General features: G+C 64.5%; 17 protein-coding genes and 1 pseudogene. 6 read left to right on the top strand and 12 right to left on the bottom strand.

All coding sequences use genetic code 11. The features are described from left to right. Window positions 1-6 precede the first annotated feature (6 nt). From HAP47_RS15000 to HAP47_RS14985, 4 genes are all read right to left on the bottom strand, one after another. Window positions 7-1,035, bottom strand: a complete 1,029-nt coding sequence (locus HAP47_RS15000; protein WP_173637569.1) for an SDR family oxidoreductase — start codon at window positions 1,033-1,035, stop codon at window positions 7-9. A gap of 187 nt (window positions 1,036-1,222) precedes the next feature. Further along, window positions 1,223-2,029 (bottom strand): phytanoyl-CoA dioxygenase, encoded by an 807-nt coding sequence (locus HAP47_RS14995; protein ID WP_173637570.1) that lies wholly within the window; start codon window positions 2,027-2,029, stop codon window positions 1,223-1,225. 237 nt (window positions 2,030-2,266) lie between these two features. Continuing rightward, window positions 2,267-2,632, bottom strand: coding sequence for an RNA polymerase-binding protein DksA (dksA, locus tag HAP47_RS14990; protein ID WP_021077973.1), 366 nt, complete (start codon window positions 2,630-2,632; stop codon window positions 2,267-2,269). Between the two features lie 222 nt (window positions 2,633-2,854). Next, the gene (locus tag HAP47_RS14985) at window positions 2,855-3,466 is read right to left on the bottom strand and encodes an NAD(P)-dependent oxidoreductase (RefSeq protein ID WP_173637571.1); all 612 of its coding nucleotides are present in this window, start codon (window positions 3,464-3,466) and stop codon (window positions 2,855-2,857) included. 102 nt (window positions 3,467-3,568) lie between these two features. On the opposite strand from HAP47_RS14985, the pseudogene HAP47_RS14980 reads away from it, so the two are divergent. After that, a pseudogene (locus tag HAP47_RS14980) lies at window positions 3,569-3,953 on the top strand (winged helix-turn-helix transcriptional regulator). A gap of 25 nt (window positions 3,954-3,978) precedes the next feature. On the opposite strand, the gene HAP47_RS14975 reads toward HAP47_RS14980, so the two are convergent. Next, window positions 3,979-4,392 (bottom strand): flagellar assembly protein FliX, encoded by a 414-nt coding sequence (locus HAP47_RS14975; RefSeq protein ID WP_173637572.1) that lies wholly within the window; start codon window positions 4,390-4,392, stop codon window positions 3,979-3,981. Window positions 4,393-4,657: 265 nt separating this feature from the next. On the opposite strand from HAP47_RS14975, the gene HAP47_RS14970 reads away from it, so the two are divergent. The 4 genes from HAP47_RS14970 (at window position 4,658) to HAP47_RS14955 (ending at window position 7,208) form a co-directional block, all read left to right on the top strand. Beyond that, a complete protein-coding gene (locus HAP47_RS14970; RefSeq protein WP_092115428.1) occupies window positions 4,658-5,782 on the top strand; it encodes a flagellar basal body P-ring protein FlgI in 1,125 nt (374 codons plus the stop codon). Continuing rightward, window positions 5,782-6,138: a flagellar assembly peptidoglycan hydrolase FlgJ gene (gene flgJ / locus HAP47_RS14965; protein ID WP_173637573.1), complete on the top strand. Its 357-nt coding sequence runs from the start codon at window positions 5,782-5,784 to the stop codon at window positions 6,136-6,138. The genes HAP47_RS14970 and flgJ overlap by 1 nt, the downstream gene beginning before the upstream one ends. 23 nt (window positions 6,139-6,161) lie before the next feature. Then, the gene (locus HAP47_RS14960; protein ID WP_173637574.1) at window positions 6,162-6,659 is read left to right on the top strand and encodes a hypothetical protein; all 498 of its coding nucleotides are present in this window, start codon (window positions 6,162-6,164) and stop codon (window positions 6,657-6,659) included. A 162-nt stretch (window positions 6,660-6,821) separates the two neighbouring features. Then, complete coding sequence (locus HAP47_RS14955; protein WP_173637575.1) at window positions 6,822-7,208, top strand: hypothetical protein; 387 nt, start codon at window positions 6,822-6,824, stop codon at window positions 7,206-7,208. Window positions 7,209-7,226: 18 nt separating this feature from the next. Here the strand turns inward: HAP47_RS14955 and HAP47_RS14950 are convergent, their stop codons facing one another. The 3 genes from HAP47_RS14950 to HAP47_RS14940 form a co-directional block, all read right to left on the bottom strand. Continuing rightward, on the bottom strand, window positions 7,227-7,589 hold the full coding sequence (locus HAP47_RS14950) for a hypothetical protein (protein ID WP_173637576.1): 363 nt from the start codon (window positions 7,587-7,589) through the stop codon (window positions 7,227-7,229). Window positions 7,590-7,617: 28 nt separating this feature from the next. Next, complete coding sequence (gene flaF, locus HAP47_RS14945; RefSeq protein WP_050403500.1) at window positions 7,618-7,983, bottom strand: flagellar biosynthesis regulator FlaF; 366 nt, start codon at window positions 7,981-7,983, stop codon at window positions 7,618-7,620. 206 nt (window positions 7,984-8,189) lie between these two features. After that, entirely contained in the window at window positions 8,190-9,359 is a 1,170-nt protein-coding gene (locus HAP47_RS14940) for a flagellin N-terminal helical domain-containing protein (protein ID WP_173637577.1), read from the bottom strand. 368 nt (window positions 9,360-9,727) lie between these two features. On the opposite strand from HAP47_RS14940, the gene flbT reads away from it, so the two are divergent. Next, window positions 9,728-10,159: a flagellar biosynthesis repressor FlbT gene (gene flbT / locus HAP47_RS14935; protein ID WP_173637578.1), complete on the top strand. Its 432-nt coding sequence runs from the start codon at window positions 9,728-9,730 to the stop codon at window positions 10,157-10,159. A 134-nt stretch (window positions 10,160-10,293) separates the two neighbouring features. On the opposite strand, the gene HAP47_RS14930 is transcribed toward flbT, so the two are convergent. The 4 genes from HAP47_RS14930 to msrB all read right to left on the bottom strand — a co-directional run bounded on the left by HAP47_RS14930 (window position 10,294) and on the right by msrB (window position 16,699). Then, window positions 10,294-12,174 carry a flagellar protein gene (locus tag HAP47_RS14930; RefSeq protein ID WP_173637579.1) on the bottom strand — a complete coding sequence of 627 codons (1,881 nt, stop codon included), beginning with the start codon at window positions 12,172-12,174 and terminating at the stop codon, window positions 10,294-10,296. Window positions 12,175-12,181: 7 nt separating this feature from the next. Further along, complete coding sequence (flgK, locus tag HAP47_RS14925) at window positions 12,182-14,059, bottom strand: flagellar hook-associated protein FlgK (protein WP_173637580.1); 1,878 nt, start codon at window positions 14,057-14,059, stop codon at window positions 12,182-12,184. 46 nt (window positions 14,060-14,105) lie between these two features. Continuing rightward, entirely contained in the window at window positions 14,106-15,938 is a 1,833-nt protein-coding gene (locus HAP47_RS14920) for a flagellar hook-basal body complex protein (protein WP_173637581.1), read from the bottom strand. Window positions 15,939-16,198: 260 nt separating this feature from the next. After that, the gene (gene msrB, locus HAP47_RS14915; RefSeq protein WP_173637582.1) at window positions 16,199-16,699 is read right to left on the bottom strand and encodes a peptide-methionine (R)-S-oxide reductase MsrB; all 501 of its coding nucleotides are present in this window, start codon (window positions 16,697-16,699) and stop codon (window positions 16,199-16,201) included. Window positions 16,700-16,708: the final 9 nt, after the last annotated feature.

Raw genomic sequence — 16,708 nt, 5'->3', positions numbered from 1 at the left:
AGGCCGTCAAGCCTTGACCAGGCCGAGCCTGATCAGGCTCTCGGCGGTCGCGACGATCATCTCCTCATTGCCGCGCGGACGCCAGCCGAGCAGGTTCTGCGCCTTGGCGCTGGTCGAGCGGCGCACCTTGCCGAGCAGCGGCAGGGCGGCGCGGGCCAACGGGTTGCGCCGCGCGGCGAGCCGCATCATCCAGTCCGGCGCCTGGAACCGGGGCACGCGCCGCGCCTTGCTGCCGAGTTTCCCGCGCAGCAGCCGGGCCACCTGCAGGACCGACATGGTCTCGCCGGCGACCGCGAGGAACCGCTCACCCCTGGCCTTGGGCGAGGTCATGGCGCGCAGATGCAGGTCGGCGACGTCGCGCACGTCGACGAGGCCGAAATGGATCCGAGGCACCGCCGGCATCGCGCCGTCGAGCAGCGCCTTGATGATGCCGATCGACTCGGAGAAGTCGGCGCCGAGCGCGGGGCCGAACACCGCGGTCGGATTGACCACGGCAAGTTCGAGGCCCTTGCCTTCGCGCGCGACGAAATCCCAGGCGGCGCGCTCGGCCAGCGTCTTGGATTTCGGGTAAGCCTGCACATCGGGGCCATCGAGGTTCGACCAGGTGGTCTCATCGAACGGCTTGGCTTGCGGCGGATGGCCGTAGCCGATCGCCGCAAACGACGACGTCACGACGACGCGCTTGACGCCGGCGTCGCGCGCCGCGCGCAACACCCGCAGCGTGCCTTCGCGCGCCGGAACGATCAGCTCGTTCTCATCCTCCGGCACATGCGCGCCAAGCGGCGATGCGACATGCAGCACGTAATCGCACCCCGCGACCGCCTCGCGCCAGCCGTCATCGCGCAGCAAGTCGGCGGTGGCGAAGCCGACCTGGTCGGCCGCAAGCGCGCCCCCCTCGCGCAGCATCGCGATCACGTCCTTGCTGCGATCCGGATTGCGCAGCGTGGTTCGCACTGCATGCCCGTCGGCAAGCAGCCGCAGTATTGTATGCACGCCGATGAAACCGGATCCGCCCGTGACCAAAACCGTGCTCATGTCGCTGCCCTCTTCATGGTTCGGCAGGTGGGCACACAATGCACCGTCCACCCTGCACAGGCCGCATCTGGTCACTGTCTGACGTCGGACAAGTAGAATGAGCCCCCACCCGGATCGCATCTAACGAAATGCGATCCGACCTCCCCCGCAAGCGGGAGAGGTGGACCAAGTTTGCGGAACGACAGCGTCAACCCATGCCGAGCGCGCGCCGGATCGCGATCTCGACCGGCGAATAGGCGCCATCGTCACGCTTGAGCCGGTACGGCTCGGCGGGACTGAGCGACGGTTGCGCCATGAAGCGCGGCCTCGTTCCCCGATGCTTCTGCGCGGCATGCACCAGGAAGGGATGGCACAGATAGACCGTGCCTGCTTCACCCGTCGCCAGCGCAAGCTCGCACTCGGCGCCCATTTGCGCGAGGTTCATCCGCGCGCGTCCGGCCTCGCCCGCCGGCGCCAGATAACGCGCCATCGGAAAGTGCGAACCGACCCTGATCCGGGTCGGCGCGTCGTCATCGCCGACATCGGAGAACAGGAACAACATCAGGAGCGCCCGGCCGCGCGAGTTGACGTTCACCCGCCATGCCGAGAAGTCGCTCCGCTCGTGCGGGTCGCAATCGTCGCCGGGAAAGCTGACGTCGATATGCCAGCCAACATCGCCGGGATCGTCCGGATGCGGAAACCGCACCGGGAAGGTTCCGATGTTGTGGCGCGGAGACCAGCGGCCGGGGCCTGCGATCTGGTCGAACGCCCGATACAGCAGCGGCGAGTTGATCGCCAACCGGAATGGTTCCTCGCCATAGCCGGGCAGCCGCACCACCGGGCGCGTCCAGGTCGAAGGATCATGCTCGCTGCACGGCAGGTCGCGCCACATGATGGCACGTCCCGCATCGGCGAGTTCGCGGGGAAAGGCATTGTCGATCCGGACAAAGCCCTGTTCGATGAATTGCTCGATTTGCGCGTCGCTGAGCACACGCGTGTCGTCTCGATCGGTCACGATTGCCTCTCAAATCATCGCCAGCCGTCGATGCTCCGCGAGGCGCGGAGTTTGGCCGGCTCATTCGGTTCACTGGAATCCCGCGAGCCCGGGCTCGTGGGGACGATCAGCGCTTCCGTGCGGAATCGAGATCAGCCCAGGAGAAAGACCGATGCGATGTTGAGAGTACGTGTCATCATGGCGGCGCGAACGTACGACCGGTGCGCGCCGGAATCAATCTGTAGTGGTCCACCGCCACTATTCGTCGCGATAGACCTTCTCGCGCTTCTCGTGGCGTTCCTGCGCCTCCACCGACAGCGTCGCGATCGGGCGGGCTTCGAGCCGCTTCAGCGAGATCGGATCACCGGTCTCTTCGCAATAGCCGTAGGTGTTGTCTTCGATGCGCTGGAGCGCCGCGTCGATCTTGGAGATCAGCTTGCGCTGACGATCACGGGCACGAAGTTCGATCGCGCGGTCGGTTTCCGAGGAAGCTCGGTCCGCGAGATCGGGGTGATTGACGTTCTCTTCCTGCAACGTCTGCAGCGTGACCTTCGATTCGCGGAGGATCTCATCCTTCCAGGCCAGCAGCTTGGCGCGGAAATAGTCGCGCTGCCGCTCATTCATGAAAGGCTCTTTTTCAGTCGGCCGGTAGTTCTTCAGCTTTTCCAAAGGCAGCCATGTCCCTGTCAGGCGGAGGGAACAGAACCCCTCCGCGCGGCGCCTTATATAGCCACGTCATGTGACAGACAATATCTGCCACCGCGAAAGGCGGGGTGCCCCCAAGGCCTTGCACAGGCAAACTTATCCGTGCTGCCCGGGGGCCGGCTTTTCCCCTCTCCTGGCCTGTCAGTAGCCGACCGTGAAGCGCTGGCGGATATGGGCCGGGCGCTCGATTTCGTCGGCGAGTGCAACTGCGAAGTCCTCGAAGGAGATCGAGCTCTTCCCGTCCGCAGCCGTCAAAAGCTGGTCGGTCCCGAGCCGGAACTTGCCGGTCCGCTCGCCTGCCACGAACAGCGCCGAGGGCGACAAAAAGGTCCAGTTCAGGTCCTTTTCCTGGCGCAGCAGGTCGAGGAACTCCGCCCCCTTCGAGGCCTCGGCCTTGTACTGGGCCGGGAAGTTCGGCGTGGTCACCAGGCGGACGCCCGGGGCCACTTCGAGGCTGCCGGCGCCGCCAACCACGAGATAGCGGCCGACCCCGGATGCCTTTGCCGCCTCGATCAGCTTGACCGGGTCGCTGACGGTGAAATGGACGGAACTGATCGCGGCATCGTGGCCGGCCCACAGCGCGGTCAGGGCGCCCTGGTCGTTCACATCCCCCCTCACGGCGGTGACACCAGGCAGGGTTGCGATCTTCTCCGGGTTGCGGGCGATGGCGGTGACGGCATGGCCGCGGCCGGCGAGTTCCGCGGTGAGGCGCGAGCCGGCCTGGCCGGACGCGCCGGCGATGGCGATCTTCATCAAGGTCTCCGATTGATAGTTTCCAATGGTGACTAGATAGCGAAATGGATGTAAGTGTGAAGAAGGCACTCTTGTTTCACCTGATTACGCCGGAGTAACCCGATGAAAGCCGCCAGCCTGAAGCCGGACGCCTATGCCGCCAATTGCCCGACGCGCCAGATCCTCGACCGGGTCGGCGACAAATGGGCGGTGCTGATCCTGCTGCTGTTGCGCAGCGAGCCGATGCGCTTCAACCAGCTTCGCCGCGCCATCGAAGGCATCTCGCAGAAAATGCTGTCGCGTGTTGAAGAGCCTGGAGCGCGACGGGCTCCTGCGCCGCCGTGCGATCGCAACCGTTCCGGTCACGGTGGAGTATTCGATCACGCCGCTCGGTTCGACGCTTGCCGAGGCGGTCGATCCACTGCGCGACTGGGCCGAACAGAATCTGAAGGAAGTGCTGGCCGCACAACGCCGCTACGACGCGCAGCGCAGGGCACTGGCGGCCTGAGGCAAGTTAGTTGATCGAGAGGAGCCTAATACTGCCCGGCCTTGGCGAGCTCGACTTCGACGCGCAGCTCGATCTCGCCCAGCACGGCATCGAGGCCGGGGTCACCGGAGGATTCCTTCAGGCTCGCCGCAGCATCGCGCAGCCGGTTCACAGTGGAGGAATCGAAATTGCCGGACAGCAGTCCGAGCTTGAGCGCGTCGAGCACGTCGAGCGCGCCCTTGCCACGAGCCACCGAGCGCTTGCGGCGTTCGGTTGGGTCTTCGACGCCTTGCAGCGCGAGCAGCGCATCGAGGCTGGTGGCGGCCTTCGGCGCGGCGGTGGAGCGAACCTCCTCCTGCGCGGTGGTCGCATCCGGCAGCGAGAAGCCGCTCGAGGAGGTGCGCCGCGTGGCGCTGGTGGACGTGCCTAGCGTGGTGCCGTTCGGTCCGTAGATGCGCATCGTCATGATCCCGCAGGCCTGAATGCCGCGAGCATCGCCGTTTTATGGTTAACGGTGCGTAAACGACCCGGCAATTTCTGCCGCCGCACGGCAGTTTCGCGCTCCCCGGCGAACCGGAACCGAACGGCGGCCCGACAATTTCGATAAATATATCAATACATTGCCCCAAAGAGGCGAAGTGGCACGCGGCTCGCATGGTTAATGGCGGATCGCCGTCATGGGAGTGTCGCGCGATCCGCGAGTTGAAGTTCGAGGGGAGCATTGGATGCCCGGCATCCGCATCGTAAGCTTATTCGGGTTGGCCTGTGCCGCGCTGCTGGCGCTGGCGGCGTCCGCCATGCCGGCGGCCGCGACGTCGCGGATCAAGGATCTCGCCAACATCGAGGGCGTGCGCCAGAACCAGTTGATCGGCTACGGCCTCGTGGTCGGCCTCAACGGCACCGGCGACACGCTCAACAACATCCCCTTCACCAAGCAGTCGCTGCAGGCGATGCTCGAGCGCATGGGCGTCAACATCCGCGGCGCCACCATTCGCACCGGCAACGTCGCCGCCGTGATGGTCACCGGCAATTTGCCGGCGTTCGGCACCCAGGGCACCCGCATGGACGTCACCGTCTCAGCGCTCGGCGATTCCAAGAACCTGCAGGGCGGCACCCTGCTCGTCACCCCCCTGCTCGGCGCCGACGGCAATGTCTATGCGGTGGCACAGGGATCGGTCGCGGTCGCCGGCTTCGCGGCCGAAGGCGCCGCCGCGAGTGTTGTCCGTGGCGTGCCGACCGTGGGCCGTATCGCCAACGGCGCCATCATCGAGCGCGAGATCGAGTTCGCGCTCAACCGGCTACCCAATGTGCGGCTGGCGCTGCGAAACGCCGACTTCACCACCGCCAAGCGGATTGCCGCGGCCGTCAACGATTACCTCGGCGTCAAGACTGCCGAACCGATCGATCCCTCCACCGTGCAGCTCTCGATCCCGTCGGAATTCAAGGGCAACGTCGTCGCCTTCCTGACCGAGATCGAGCAGTTGCAGGTCGATCCCGATCTCGCGGCGAAGATCGTGATCGACGAACGCTCCGGCGTCATCGTGATGGGCCGCGACGTCCGCGTCGCGACCGTCGCCGTCGCGCAGGGCAATCTCACCGTCTCGATCTCCGAGAGCCCGCAGGTCAGCCAGCCCAATCCGCTGTCGCGCGGCCGAACGGTCGTGACACCGCGCACCAACGTCGGCGTCAGCGAGGACGGCAAGAAGTTCGCAGTCGTCAAGGACGGCGTCTCGCTGCAACAGCTCGTCGACGGCCTCAACGGCCTCGGCATCGGGCCGCGCGACCTCATCAGCATCCTGCAGGCGATCAAGGCCGCCGGCGCGATCGAAGCCGACATCGAGGTGATGTGATGGCAAGCCTGATCAACAGCACCACCGGCAGCATGCCGAACAAGGCGCTGATGCCGATGTTCAACGGCCGCCCCGATCCCGTGCTGCAGGACGCGATGAAGAAGGTCACGCCGCAGCAACTCACCAAGGCGAAGGCGACCGCGACCGATTTCGAATCGATGTTCCTCAATACGATGTTCTCGCAGATGACCACCGGCCTGAAGGGTGAAGGCCCCTACGGCGACACGGTCGGCACCGGCGCGTGGCGGTCGATGCTGACCGACGAATATTCGAAGAACTTCGCCAAGGCCGGCGGCGTCGGCATTTCCAACGAAGTGTTCCGCTCGCTGATCCTGCAGCAGGCGAACAAGAGCTAATTCGGTTCTCAAGGAGCAGCGCGATGAATCAGCGTCCACAGCAGCATCGGCCAGCCGCCGCCGCGGCGCGGCCCGCGACGACGACGCCCCCCGATGTCGCACGTCTCGCCAACGAACTGACCGAAGTGATGAGCGCGCTGCTCACCGTCGTCGAGCAGGAGACCGAGTTCGTCCGCGCCGGCAAGATCCGCGAGGCCATGCTGCTCGAGGCGCAGAAATCGGAGCTGTCGCGGCGCTACATGCTCGCGGTGGAGCACCTCAAATCGATGCAGAAGATGCTGTCGCAGACCGACCCCGAACTGCTCGCCAGACTACGCCGTCATCACGAGACGTTCCGCGCGATGCTGCAGGTCAACCTGACGGTGCTTGCGACCGCACACGCGGTCTCCGAAGGCATCGTGCGCGGCGTCAATGCCGAGGTGCAGCGCCGCAACATCCCGAACACCTATACCGCGAACGGGCAGCGCGCCACGCCGGGCCCGCGCAACATGACACCGATCGCCGTCAGCCGCACGCTCTGACGTACGCACGCCGACAATTTAGCTCAATTCGACGCGGCTCCAGCAGCGCGGCATTCAGCGCGTTCCCTAACAGCCTGTTGAGAGGTTCCCCGTAGAGTTGCGGATCGTGAGGGGTTGGGATTTGACTCAAGCAAACTAGTGCCTGTGCACTACGAGGCTGCCATGAGTACAGATTTCAACATCAAGCCGGTGGGGGCACCGGTTGCAGCGCCGATGATCACTCCCACGAGTGATACGGCGCAGAAGGCGGTGAAGACCGAATTGCCCGCGAGCCAGAGCGTCACCGCTCCGGAGCCGAGCGTGCGCGTCACGATAGACCCCAACGCCGTCAATGCGTCGCTCTCAAATCAGGCAGCATCGGTCACCGACCAGGTCATCATCGACCGCGACGCGCGCGCCGTGGTCTATCAGGTGGTCGACAATCGCACGAATCTGGTGGTGAGACAGTTTCCGGAAGAAGCCGTATTGCGCCGCCGCGCCTATTTCCACGCGCTCGATCTCAGCAAGGACGCGCCGACGCGGGCGCACGCAACCGACCGCCGCGCATAACGCAAGCGGAGTGGTCGCTCACTTCTGTGTGGCGTAGGCCTTGTCGAGATAGGTCGATCCGGTGACCGGATCGGTGACGACATTGGCGATCAATGCCGTCCCCTGCTGCACCAGCGAAAACTTGGTATCGCCGACCCGGAACGAGCCGTCCTTGATCAGGACGTCCTGATACTTGCTGGTGGCGTCGCTCTGATAATGGACCTTGGCGCGGAAGCCATCGACGTTCGACACCGAGATGTTGAACGACTTGTTGTTGGCGTACTTGCCGCTCCAGCTGCCCTCATAGAGCTTCGGATCGACGGCCACATAGGGCGTCTTCGACGGAACCGTCAGGCCGGCGGCCTTGTAGTTCGCGGACAGGATGCTCAACACGTCGGCCATGCCGAGAGCTCCGTTGTGAACCGGCCGATCAGCCGCGGCCCGAAAGGCCGGCGGCGATGTTGCAGTTGATGTCGATCAGCGACTTCAGCTTGGCCGGATCCGGATTCATCTGGATGTCGATGGTCTGCTTCATCACGAACACGCTGATGTTCGCGATGTTCTGACGCACCTCGAGCGGCTGCGGATTGTCGGCGCCCTCTGCCGCGCTGAGGAAGATCGACCACAGGCGGCGATTGAACAGCAATGCGTGATCGAGCGCCTTGTCGAGCCCATTCCAGTTCGCCTGGACTTCCTGCAGCTGCCGCGCGGCCTTCAACAGCGCCTGCGCTTCGATTTCACGTGGGGAGGCCGTCGTCGTTGACGTACGGGCGTAGGCCTGGGCTGCATTCGACATTAATGACCTCGATGGGATGCGGATTTCTCGGGCCGCGGAGACGCAATTCTAGCGCCCGATATTTATGCATCCGGCGCCTTTAAATATGGTTAGCAGGCGTTACGGAATGCGCCGTTCTGACGGCATCGAAAGATACCGTAATATTCCGGAGGCAAAGAAAAACGGCGGGGTTTCCCCCGCCGCTCTTGAACCACTTGTCAGCGTGCTTAGCGGAGCAGCTGCAGCACGCTCTGCTGCGACTGGTTGGCCAAAGCCAGCGCGGACACCGCGATCGACTGGCGGGTCGACAGCGCCTGGCTGTTGGCCGCTTCCTCGTTGGTGTCGGCCAGCGTCAGGTTGGACGAACCGGTCTGCAGCACGTTGATCAGGTTCTTCGAGAAGTCCTGACGGATCTGCACGATCGAGAGGTTCGAACCGAGCGTCGAGGCTTCGCTGCGCAGCGAGGAACTCGCCGAGCTCAGGGACGCAATGACACTGTTCGCCGAGTTGTTATCGAGGAAGTCGGTGCCTGCCGCCAGCGATTTCAGGCCGAGGCCGGTGGCATTGAAGGTGACGCCGCTGATGGCGAGCGTGGACTTGCCGGTCTCGTTGAAGGTCAGCTTCAGGTTGTCGCCGTTCAACAGATTGATACCGTTGAACGAGGCGTCCTGCGCCGTGGTCGTGATCTGCGCGATGGTGTTGTTGTACTGAGTCACCAAAGCGGCACGCGCCGACTGCGACGCCGGGTCGGCAACCGGCGCCGTGCCGGCTGCGCCGAACGTCGCCGTGCCGCCGCCGGTGTTGGTGAAGGTCACCGCACCGATTGTCGAAGACGCCGCGTCGTTGGTCGTGGTGATGACGAGCTTGTTGGAGCTGTCGAGGCTCGCCGTCAGGTTGCTGGCCGCCAGCGACGTATTCAGCTGAGCCAGCGAACTGCTGGCCCCGAAGGTGAAGCTGAAAGCGGGCTGACCGGCCGAGGCCGCGATCGCCAGCACGTCGCCGCTCTTGATCGTGGTGCCATCGACGAGGTTGGCTGCCGTGCCGCCGAGCGCCGCGGTGGAGCTGACCTGCGACCTCGTGGTGTAGCCGGTCGGGCTCTGCAGCACCTGGTTGGCAATCGACTTCGCGGTATCGACCAGCTTCTGCAGCGAGGTGATGCCGGTGTTGGCAGCCTGCAGCACCTGCACACCGTTGCCGATGCCGTCGAGCAGGTTGTTGAGGTCGCTGGCGCGGTTGTCGAGCGACTGTGCGGTGAAGAAGTTGGTCGGGTTGTCGAGCGCCGTATTGACCTTCTTGCCGGTGGCAAGACGGTTCTGCGTGGTGGAGAGGAGATCGGCGGTGGACTGGAGGGAGAGGAGGTTCTGACGAACGGAGGAGGAGAGAATGATACCGGACATTTTCATACCTTTCTGGTGTGAAACTGAGAAGAAAGCCGCGCCAATCCTTTCTGACCGGGCGGATGGCCGATCCTGCGGTAGAGCCGCCAAGGAAAAAGAAATCTCCAACAAGGCATTTGAGACAAATGCCGAAGAATAAAAATGTCGCCACTGGGCGAAGTTCGCCGCGAAAACTACTGAGCCGCTTGCCGATTTCGGCCGGATCCCGCCAATCGCGCGGCCCCGCTGTTCACCAAGCGTTAACCATCATGGGAAAGGATCGCTGTCGCATCGGCCCCGGGCCGCGACGGCGGCTGCTAAGCAGTGCCGAACTCAACTTCGTTCCGCTGCAACGACGTCGCGCGACTGCCCGGCAAAGGAGAACGGTCATGGCCCTGAAGGTCGAACTCAAACCGAACGAGCGCATCATCGTCGGCAATTGCGTGATCACCAACACCGAGCAGCGTGCCCGGCTTCTGATTGACGGCGACCGCATCCCGATCCTGCGCGAGAAGGACATCCTGACGCCGGAGACCGCGGACACGCCGGCGAAACTGATCTATCTCGCGGTGCAGCTGATGTATCTGTCGCCGGACCCGATGGCGCACCACCCGACCTATTTCAGCCTGGTGCGCGACATCATCACTGCGATGCCAAGCGCCTGGCCGTTCATCGAGAGCGTCAACAACTTCATCCTCAACGGCGATCTCTATCACGCGTTGAAGGAATCCAAGAAGCTGATCGCGCATGAGGAGAAGCTGCTGGAAACCGCACGCGGTCGGCAGAACGTCAATCAGGACGATACCCGCAAGAGCGCGTAGAGCTTGCTGTTTTGACGCGTTTTCTTCACGCGAACCGGCATCCCCTTCGCTTGAAAGCGCTCTGGCCCCCGCCTGAACGAAAAGGCCTCCGCGAGGGAGGCCCTTTTTGCTGGCTGGAGATGAGGGGCAAGCGATCAGGCGATCGGCAGATATTTCAACAGCGTGGTCTGATAAAGCATCGACGTGGTCTGGTACGACGCCTGCAGGCTGGTCTGTAGCGCCAGGATCTTGGTCGCGACCTCGTCCTGATTGACGCCCTCGACCGAGTCGAGCATCGTTTCCGCCATGGCCTTGAGCTGGGTCTGACGATCGGTGGCCGCCTTGGTCGCCGTCTGCGCGCCGGCGAACTCGGCCTGCACGTCCTGGATCTGCTGCTGGCCGTTCTGCGGCGCAAGATTCCCGCTGACGCGCTGCGCGAGCGCCGTCACCTGCGCGCTTGCATTCGGGTTGCTGGCGTTGGTGGTGACCGCCGCATACACCGCGACGTTCTGCAGCAGGTAGCGGAACGCCTGCTCGTTGGCACGCGCGCCATACTGCACGGTGATCGACTGATCGACCTGCGCGACGGCGGTGCCGCGCGCCGATCCCGGGCCGTTCTCGCCGGTGTACCAGTACACGGTGTTATCCGGCGTGCCAGCGACCAGGTTGGTCGCGGTATCGAATGGCGGTCCCCCTACCCGGAGCGGCGCCGGGGTTGCGGTCGTGTTGTTGGCGATGCCGAGCGCACCAAGTGCGGCCGTATTCGAGCTCGAGATCGAGAGGTTCTGACCATCGGCGCCGTGAAGCGTGATCGCACCATTGCTGATGCTCGACGGGTTCTTGGTGCCGCTGATCTGGTCGATCTTCGCCATCAGCGTCTGCACGCTGTCGGTGACGTTGACCTGGTTGCCGGTGGCGCCCGAGGCAACGAAGGTGATCGGGGTGCCGTTGACCGTGATGGTGTCGCCGGCCGCGAAACTCGTCGACAGCGAGTCGGAGCCCGCCGCGCCCGAAAGGGCGGTGGCGCCGCTGATCGGCGCCGGCGGCGTGTTCTGGTTGTTGACGGCGGCGCCCGCGACGGTCGCGACCGGATTGAAGAAGTTGTTGGATGCCGCGACCGCGGACGCCGCCACCAGCGACGTGTCGCTCAGCGTCTTGATGGACGAGGTCAGCGTCGATTGAAGGTTGGCCGTCGTCGCCGTGGTGTCGGCACCGATCAGGAACGAGCCGGCCGGCGGCGGGTTCGTGGTCGTCGCCGTGAGCTCGATCGCATCGGTGGTGCCGTCGGGCAGCGTGAAGTTGAACTTGATCTTGTCGCCATCCTTGGGATTGACGGCGCCGAGATCGACCGAGGTGGACTTCGGCGTGCCGGCCGGCTGCGTCACGGTGGCGCCGGTCAACGACGACTGCACCGACAGCAGCTTCAGGCCGAACGGCGAGCCGTCCTCGGCGACGCTGGTCACCGTCGTGGTCGCCGGCGGCGACGAGACGCTCAGGCGTCCCATCAAACTGGTGCCCTGATCGGCCTGCTTGCGCTCGTTGATCAACTGGGTGAGGCCGGCCTGGGTTGCCGTTCCCTTCATCATGGTGTCGGCCGACACCGTGGCCGGCGTGTCCATGGCACGGCCGGAGAAGAGATAGCGGTCACCCGACTGGCTGTTCAGCATCGCGACCGCATTGGAGAACGCGGCCTGCGCCGTGATCTGGCCCGACGTCTGTCCGCTGTTGTTGAGCGTCAGCGTCGCGGTCGTCGCGGCGTTCTTCACCTGGGTCCCGACGTCGGACAGCCCCTGCAGGGTGAGGTTGGCGACACTCAGGCGGGTGTTGAGGTTGGTGGCCGTGTCCGAGAACGCGTTGATGCCGCTGATCTGCGCGCGCAGGCTGAGCGCGAAGCCGCGATCGAGCCCCTGCCCGGCATAGGTCGTCGATACCTTGCCAGTCGCAAGCTGCGTCGTGAGGTCGTTTAGCTGACTGCGCAGGTTGAGGATCGTGGTGCCGATATAGGAAGTTCTGCCGCTTACGCCGTCGATCGACATGTTACCCTCACGTGAGCTGCAGCAGCGCGTCGTACATCTGCTTGATCGACGACATCACGCGCGCATTGGCGGAATAGGCGTTCTGCAGCGACAGCAGATGCGCCATCTCCTCGTCCATGTTGACGCCGGAGGTCGAGTCCATCTTGCTCTGCAGTGTATTGAGCACGACGTCCTGACCGTCGGCCAGTTGCTTGGCCGCCGTCGCCGATTCGCCCTGCTGGCTGATGAACTGCTTGGCAAAGTTCAACAGCGTGCCGGTGAACGGTGCGCCCGACGTGCCGAGGCCGGTCTTCGGCGAATAGCTGTACGACGCGTTCGACAGCTGGTTCAGAATGAGGTTGGCGCGCGTGGTGTCGCCGGCCGGCGTCTGCGGATTGGTCGAGTACACGACCATGCGCGAGGGATCGCCGACCAGGGCGGTGTTGACGCTGATGCGTGCGGCAAGGCCGGTCGACTGCGAGCCGTTCGCCGTGATCGCGCCGGTGTAGAGCCCGCCATTGTCGGTGAACAGCGGAAGCTGCGGATCGCCCGACGTCAGCGACGAAACGGTCGATGTGACCGATGCTGCGGTCACGTCGGCCTTGTTGGCGGCGCCGTCGTCGAGCACGCGCAGCGTCGACCCGGACGGATTGGAGAATTGCAGACCGGTTCCGCCGAGCGCGCCGTTGAGCTGCGACAGCACCGAGCTCATGCCGCCGGAGAAATCCACGCCCAGCACCTCGTCGTTCGGATTGACGGTTGCGGTGTTGCTGAGCGGCAGCACGCTCGGATCGTCGACGCGGACGATCGACAGATTGTGCGTGATGCCGGTGGTGTTGTCCTTGTAGGAGACGTGGATGGTGTTGCCGCTCTGCAGCCCCGAGAGATCGAGGTCGAAGCCGGACTGCGCCCCCGCCGTCGCCGCGGTGCCCGCCGTCGTCTTGTCCGACAGCGCGCTCGACATCGCGGCGGCGAACTGGTCGATCTGCGTCTGGGCCTGCGCCAGCGTGTTGTCGCGGAGCTCGAGATAGGCGGCAATCTTGCCTGACCGGATCGAGTTGGTCGACACCATGTCATAGGTGCCGCCATGCGGGAAATTGATGGTGATGGTGCCGACGGTGCTCTTGGTCGGGTCGGTGTTGTACTGCGTGTTGGGCGTCATCGTGCCCTGGGCGTTGAAGCTGAGCGTCGCCGCTTCGGTGCCGACCAGCTGCACGCCGGAATTGGTGAACACGGTCACCTGGTTCTGGCTGTTGGTGACGGTGCGGATGTCCATCAGCTGCGAAAGCTGGGTGACGTAACGATCGCGCTGATCGAGCAATGCCGCGGTCGAGGCGTCGGTCGTGCCGCCGTTGGCCTGCAGTTGCACATTGAGGCGCGCGATCTGCTGCATCGCATTGTTGGCGGTATTGACGGAGTCGCTGATGCCGGCCTCGGCGTTGGCGCGCAGCGTCTGGATGCCCTGCGAGGTCGCGTTGAGCTGCTGTGCCATGGATTGCGCGGCATTGACGACGCCAATCCGGGCCGACTGCGAATCCGGGCTGGTCGACAAGCCCTGCACCGCGGTCAGGAACTTGTTGTAGGCGTCCTCGATCGTACCCGTGGAGTCGGGATTGCCGTAGACGCCCTGCAGATTGGCAAGGAAGCTCGAGCGGACGTCGGCGTAGGACGCGCCGGACGTCTCGGTGCGAAGCTGGGTCTGCAGGAATTCGTCGAGCTGGCGGTTGACGCCGGTGATGAGAACGCTCGACCCGAACTGGCCGGTGGTGCCGGTATCCTGGTTCAGCGTCTTCCTGACGTAGCCCGGCGTCTCCGCGTTGGCGACGTTCGACGACACGAGCGAGAGCGAGGCCTGCGTGGCGCGCAGGCCCGACATCGCGGTGGAAAGGGCTTGGCTCAAACCCATGATGTGTACTCGCCTTTACTGCTTCACACGCGCATGTCAGATGCGATCAGCGCACGACGTTCAGGAGGTCCTGCACCATCGAATTGGTCGTCGTGATCACCTTGGTGTTGGCCGAATAGGCCTGCTGGGTCACGATCAGCTTGGTGAACTCGTCGGCGATATCGGTGTTCGAACTCTCGAGCGACGAACCGACGATGGTGCCGGCCTTGCCGAACAACGCCGCGCCGGACTCGTCGGTCGCCTCGAACGCACCGCCGTCGATGCGCTTGAGGAAGTTGGTGCCGTTGAAGGTCGCCACCGAGATTTCGGCGAGGTCGATATTGCGGCCGTTGGTGTAGTTGCCGACGATGCGGCCGTTGGTCGAGACGCTGACCGACTGCAACTGGCCGGCCGGGAAACCGTCCTGCTGGATCTGGTTGACCTGGACGTTGCCGTTGGCGTCCGCGAACTGGGTCACACCACCGGAGCCGAAATTGATCACGGGGCTGCCGAGCGACACGCCGTTGACGACGGCATTGTTGAGCGCGACCGAGGAGATCGCCGGCGACATCTGGCCGTTCGACGCGAACGTGAAGTTGATGTTGGCGTTCTGCCACGAGACCTGCGTGCCGGTTGCATTGGGATTGACCTGATAGAACAGGTTCCAGCTATCGGTATGTCCGGAGCCCAGCGAGGAGCTGTCGGTCTTGGCCCAGCGGAATTGCAGGTTCACCGGCGCACCCGACACGTCGTAAGCCGTGACGGCGCCGCCCGAGACGGATTCGTTCAGGAAGGTCGAGTTGTCGTTGCCGACGACCTGGCCAGTGCCCACGGTGCCGCCGCCGCCGCGGGTCGCAACCGCCGAGCCGGTGAAGCCGAGCGCCGCGAGCGCGGTCGAGTTCGAGCTCGTCACGTTGAGGTCGGCCGACGTGCCGGAATGCAGGGTGATCTTGCCGCCGCTGATCGTCGATGGCGTCGCGGTGCCGGTGATCGAGTCGATCTTGGCGAGCAGCGTCCCGATGCTGTCGGTGACGTTCAGCTGGTTGCCGGTCGCGCCCGAAGCCACGAAGGTGATGACGGTGCCGTTGACCGTGATCGTGTCGGCCGGCACGACCGGGGGGCCGGCCGAGCCGGCGCTGAAATTGGCATTGATCGAATCGCTGCCCGCCGCGCCCGACAGCAGGGTCGCTGCGGTATTGGCCACCGACGGCGTCGCCTTGTTGTTCTGCGCGGTGCCGGTGACAGAAGAATCGGTATACGGCGCGGCCGGCGTGCCCAGCACCAGCGGATTATGTCCGGCGCTGAACGCGCCCGGCCGGATCAGCTCGGAGCCCGGAACCGAGGTGTCGCGCGTCGTGGTCAGGGGGTAGGACGCGAGGTTGGCGCGATAGTCGATCTTGGTGGTCTGCTGCGCCGGCAGGAAGTCGTTCTTGAACCGCAGCACCTGCGGCGAAGAGCCCGAGGGGTTGCCGGTGGTCGGGTCGATCGGCACGCCCTCGAGATAGTAGCCGGCGCCGTTGACGAGATAGCCGTCCTTGTTGAGCTGGAAATCGCCGCGGCGGGTGTAGCGGTCGACGCCGTCGAACACCGGCGAGCCGTCGGTGAAGCTGCCCGGCTTTTGCACCGCGAAGAAGCCGTTGCCGTTGATCGCCATGAAGGTCGCGACCGACGCCGACTGCACGTCGCCCTGCACCGAGTTGGTCGAGCGAGACTGCGCCGTGACGCCGCCGGCGAGCTGGGCGGTCAGCGCGGTCTGCGGAACGAGGTCGAGAAAGGAGGTATCGATGCGCTTGAACGCCGTGGTCTGCGAGTTGGCGATGTTGCCGGAGATGTTTTCGAGCGCGTACGACCCTGCGCGCAAGCCACCGACAGCCGTCGTAAGAGCGCCGAAGATACCCATGACATGTTCTCCAATTCGATTCCCGGCGGCTGGCAATCACAGGAATGGCCGCATCGGCGGAGCATGTCGCAAAGGTCGTGCCACGAAACGAAACGTAACAAAATCATGCGCTTGAAAAAAAAGCCCCGGCCGTTTAACCGGGGCACAATTGCCGGGCAGGCAACAATTGCCGGGACAGAGCGCAGTTCTGACCGCGCTCCTCCGTTTCGGTTTGACGCGTTTTCTTGACGCCAACCCTTCGCTCGAAAACGCTGTAGGCGTCAGATCGCCGAAGGGTCGGCCGGGTGAAACACCAGCGCAAAACCGTCCATGCAGTAGCGCAGCCCGGTCGGCTTCGGGCCGTCGTCGAAGACATGGCCGAGATGGCCGCCGCAGCGGCGGCAATGCACCTCGGTGCGCAGCATGCCGAAGGTGCGGTCCGACGTGGTGCCGATCGCATTGTCCAGCGGCTTCCAGAAGCTCGGCCAGCCGGTGCCGCTCTCATACTTGGTCTCGGACGAGAACAGCGGCAGGTCGCAGCCGGCGCAGGCGAAGGTACCCTTGCGGTGCTCCTTGAGCAGCGGGCTCGATCCCGGCCGTTCGGTGCCCTCCTTGCGCAGGATCTCGTATTGCTGCGGCGTCAGCTGCGCCCGCCATTCGGCATCGGTCTTCTCGATCTCGAATTTCTCGGCGGCCTGCGCCGGCGAGGCGCGCAGCCAGCGGAAGGCGGCGAGGCCGAACAGGCCGGCGACGGAAGCAAGCAGGATGCGGCGATCGATCATCAATCATCT

This window comes from Bradyrhizobium sp. 41S5 (genome assembly GCF_011516665.3).
GTDB classification, from domain to species: Bacteria; Pseudomonadota; Alphaproteobacteria; order Rhizobiales; family Xanthobacteraceae; genus Bradyrhizobium; species Bradyrhizobium quebecense.
The sequence above is the reverse complement of the archived record's forward strand: the minus strand, read 5'-3'. Positions and strand labels throughout refer to the sequence as shown.

What these genes read in the sequence shown, in the direction of transcription:
- HAP47_RS15000 (WP_173637569.1), bottom strand. Translation starts at nt 1,035, where the DNA reads ATGAGCACGGTTTTGGTCACGGGCGGATCCGGTTTCATCGGCGTGCAT.
- dksA (WP_021077973.1), bottom strand. Translation starts at nt 2,632, where the DNA reads ATGAATGAGCGGCAGCGCGACTATTTCCGCGCCAAGCTGCTGGCCTGG.
- HAP47_RS14985 (WP_173637571.1), bottom strand. Translation starts at nt 3,466, where the DNA reads ATGAAGATCGCCATCGCCGGCGCGTCCGGCCAGGCCGGCTCGCGCCTC.
- HAP47_RS14975 (WP_173637572.1), bottom strand. Translation starts at nt 4,392, where the DNA reads ATGCGCATCTACGGACCGAACGGCACCACGCTAGGCACGTCCACCAGC.
- HAP47_RS14970 (WP_092115428.1), top strand. Translation starts at nt 4,658, where the DNA reads ATGCCCGGCATCCGCATCGTAAGCTTATTCGGGTTGGCCTGTGCCGCG.
- flgJ (WP_173637573.1), top strand. Translation starts at nt 5,782, where the DNA reads ATGGCAAGCCTGATCAACAGCACCACCGGCAGCATGCCGAACAAGGCG.
- HAP47_RS14960 (WP_173637574.1), top strand. Translation starts at nt 6,162, where the DNA reads ATGAATCAGCGTCCACAGCAGCATCGGCCAGCCGCCGCCGCGGCGCGG.
- HAP47_RS14955 (WP_173637575.1), top strand. Translation starts at nt 6,822, where the DNA reads ATGAGTACAGATTTCAACATCAAGCCGGTGGGGGCACCGGTTGCAGCG.
- HAP47_RS14950 (WP_173637576.1), bottom strand. Translation starts at nt 7,589, where the DNA reads ATGGCCGACGTGTTGAGCATCCTGTCCGCGAACTACAAGGCCGCCGGC.
- flaF (WP_050403500.1), bottom strand. Translation starts at nt 7,983, where the DNA reads ATGTCGAATGCAGCCCAGGCCTACGCCCGTACGTCAACGACGACGGCC.
- HAP47_RS14940 (WP_173637577.1), bottom strand. Translation starts at nt 9,359, where the DNA reads ATGTCCGGTATCATTCTCTCCTCCTCCGTTCGTCAGAACCTCCTCTCC.
- flbT (WP_173637578.1), top strand. Translation starts at nt 9,728, where the DNA reads ATGGCCCTGAAGGTCGAACTCAAACCGAACGAGCGCATCATCGTCGGC.
- HAP47_RS14930 (WP_173637579.1), bottom strand. Translation starts at nt 12,174, where the DNA reads ATGTCGATCGACGGCGTAAGCGGCAGAACTTCCTATATCGGCACCACG.
- flgK (WP_173637580.1), bottom strand. Translation starts at nt 14,059, where the DNA reads ATGGGTTTGAGCCAAGCCCTTTCCACCGCGATGTCGGGCCTGCGCGCC.
- HAP47_RS14920 (WP_173637581.1), bottom strand. Translation starts at nt 15,938, where the DNA reads ATGGGTATCTTCGGCGCTCTTACGACGGCTGTCGGTGGCTTGCGCGCA.
- msrB (WP_173637582.1), bottom strand. Translation starts at nt 16,699, where the DNA reads ATGATCGATCGCCGCATCCTGCTTGCTTCCGTCGCCGGCCTGTTCGGC.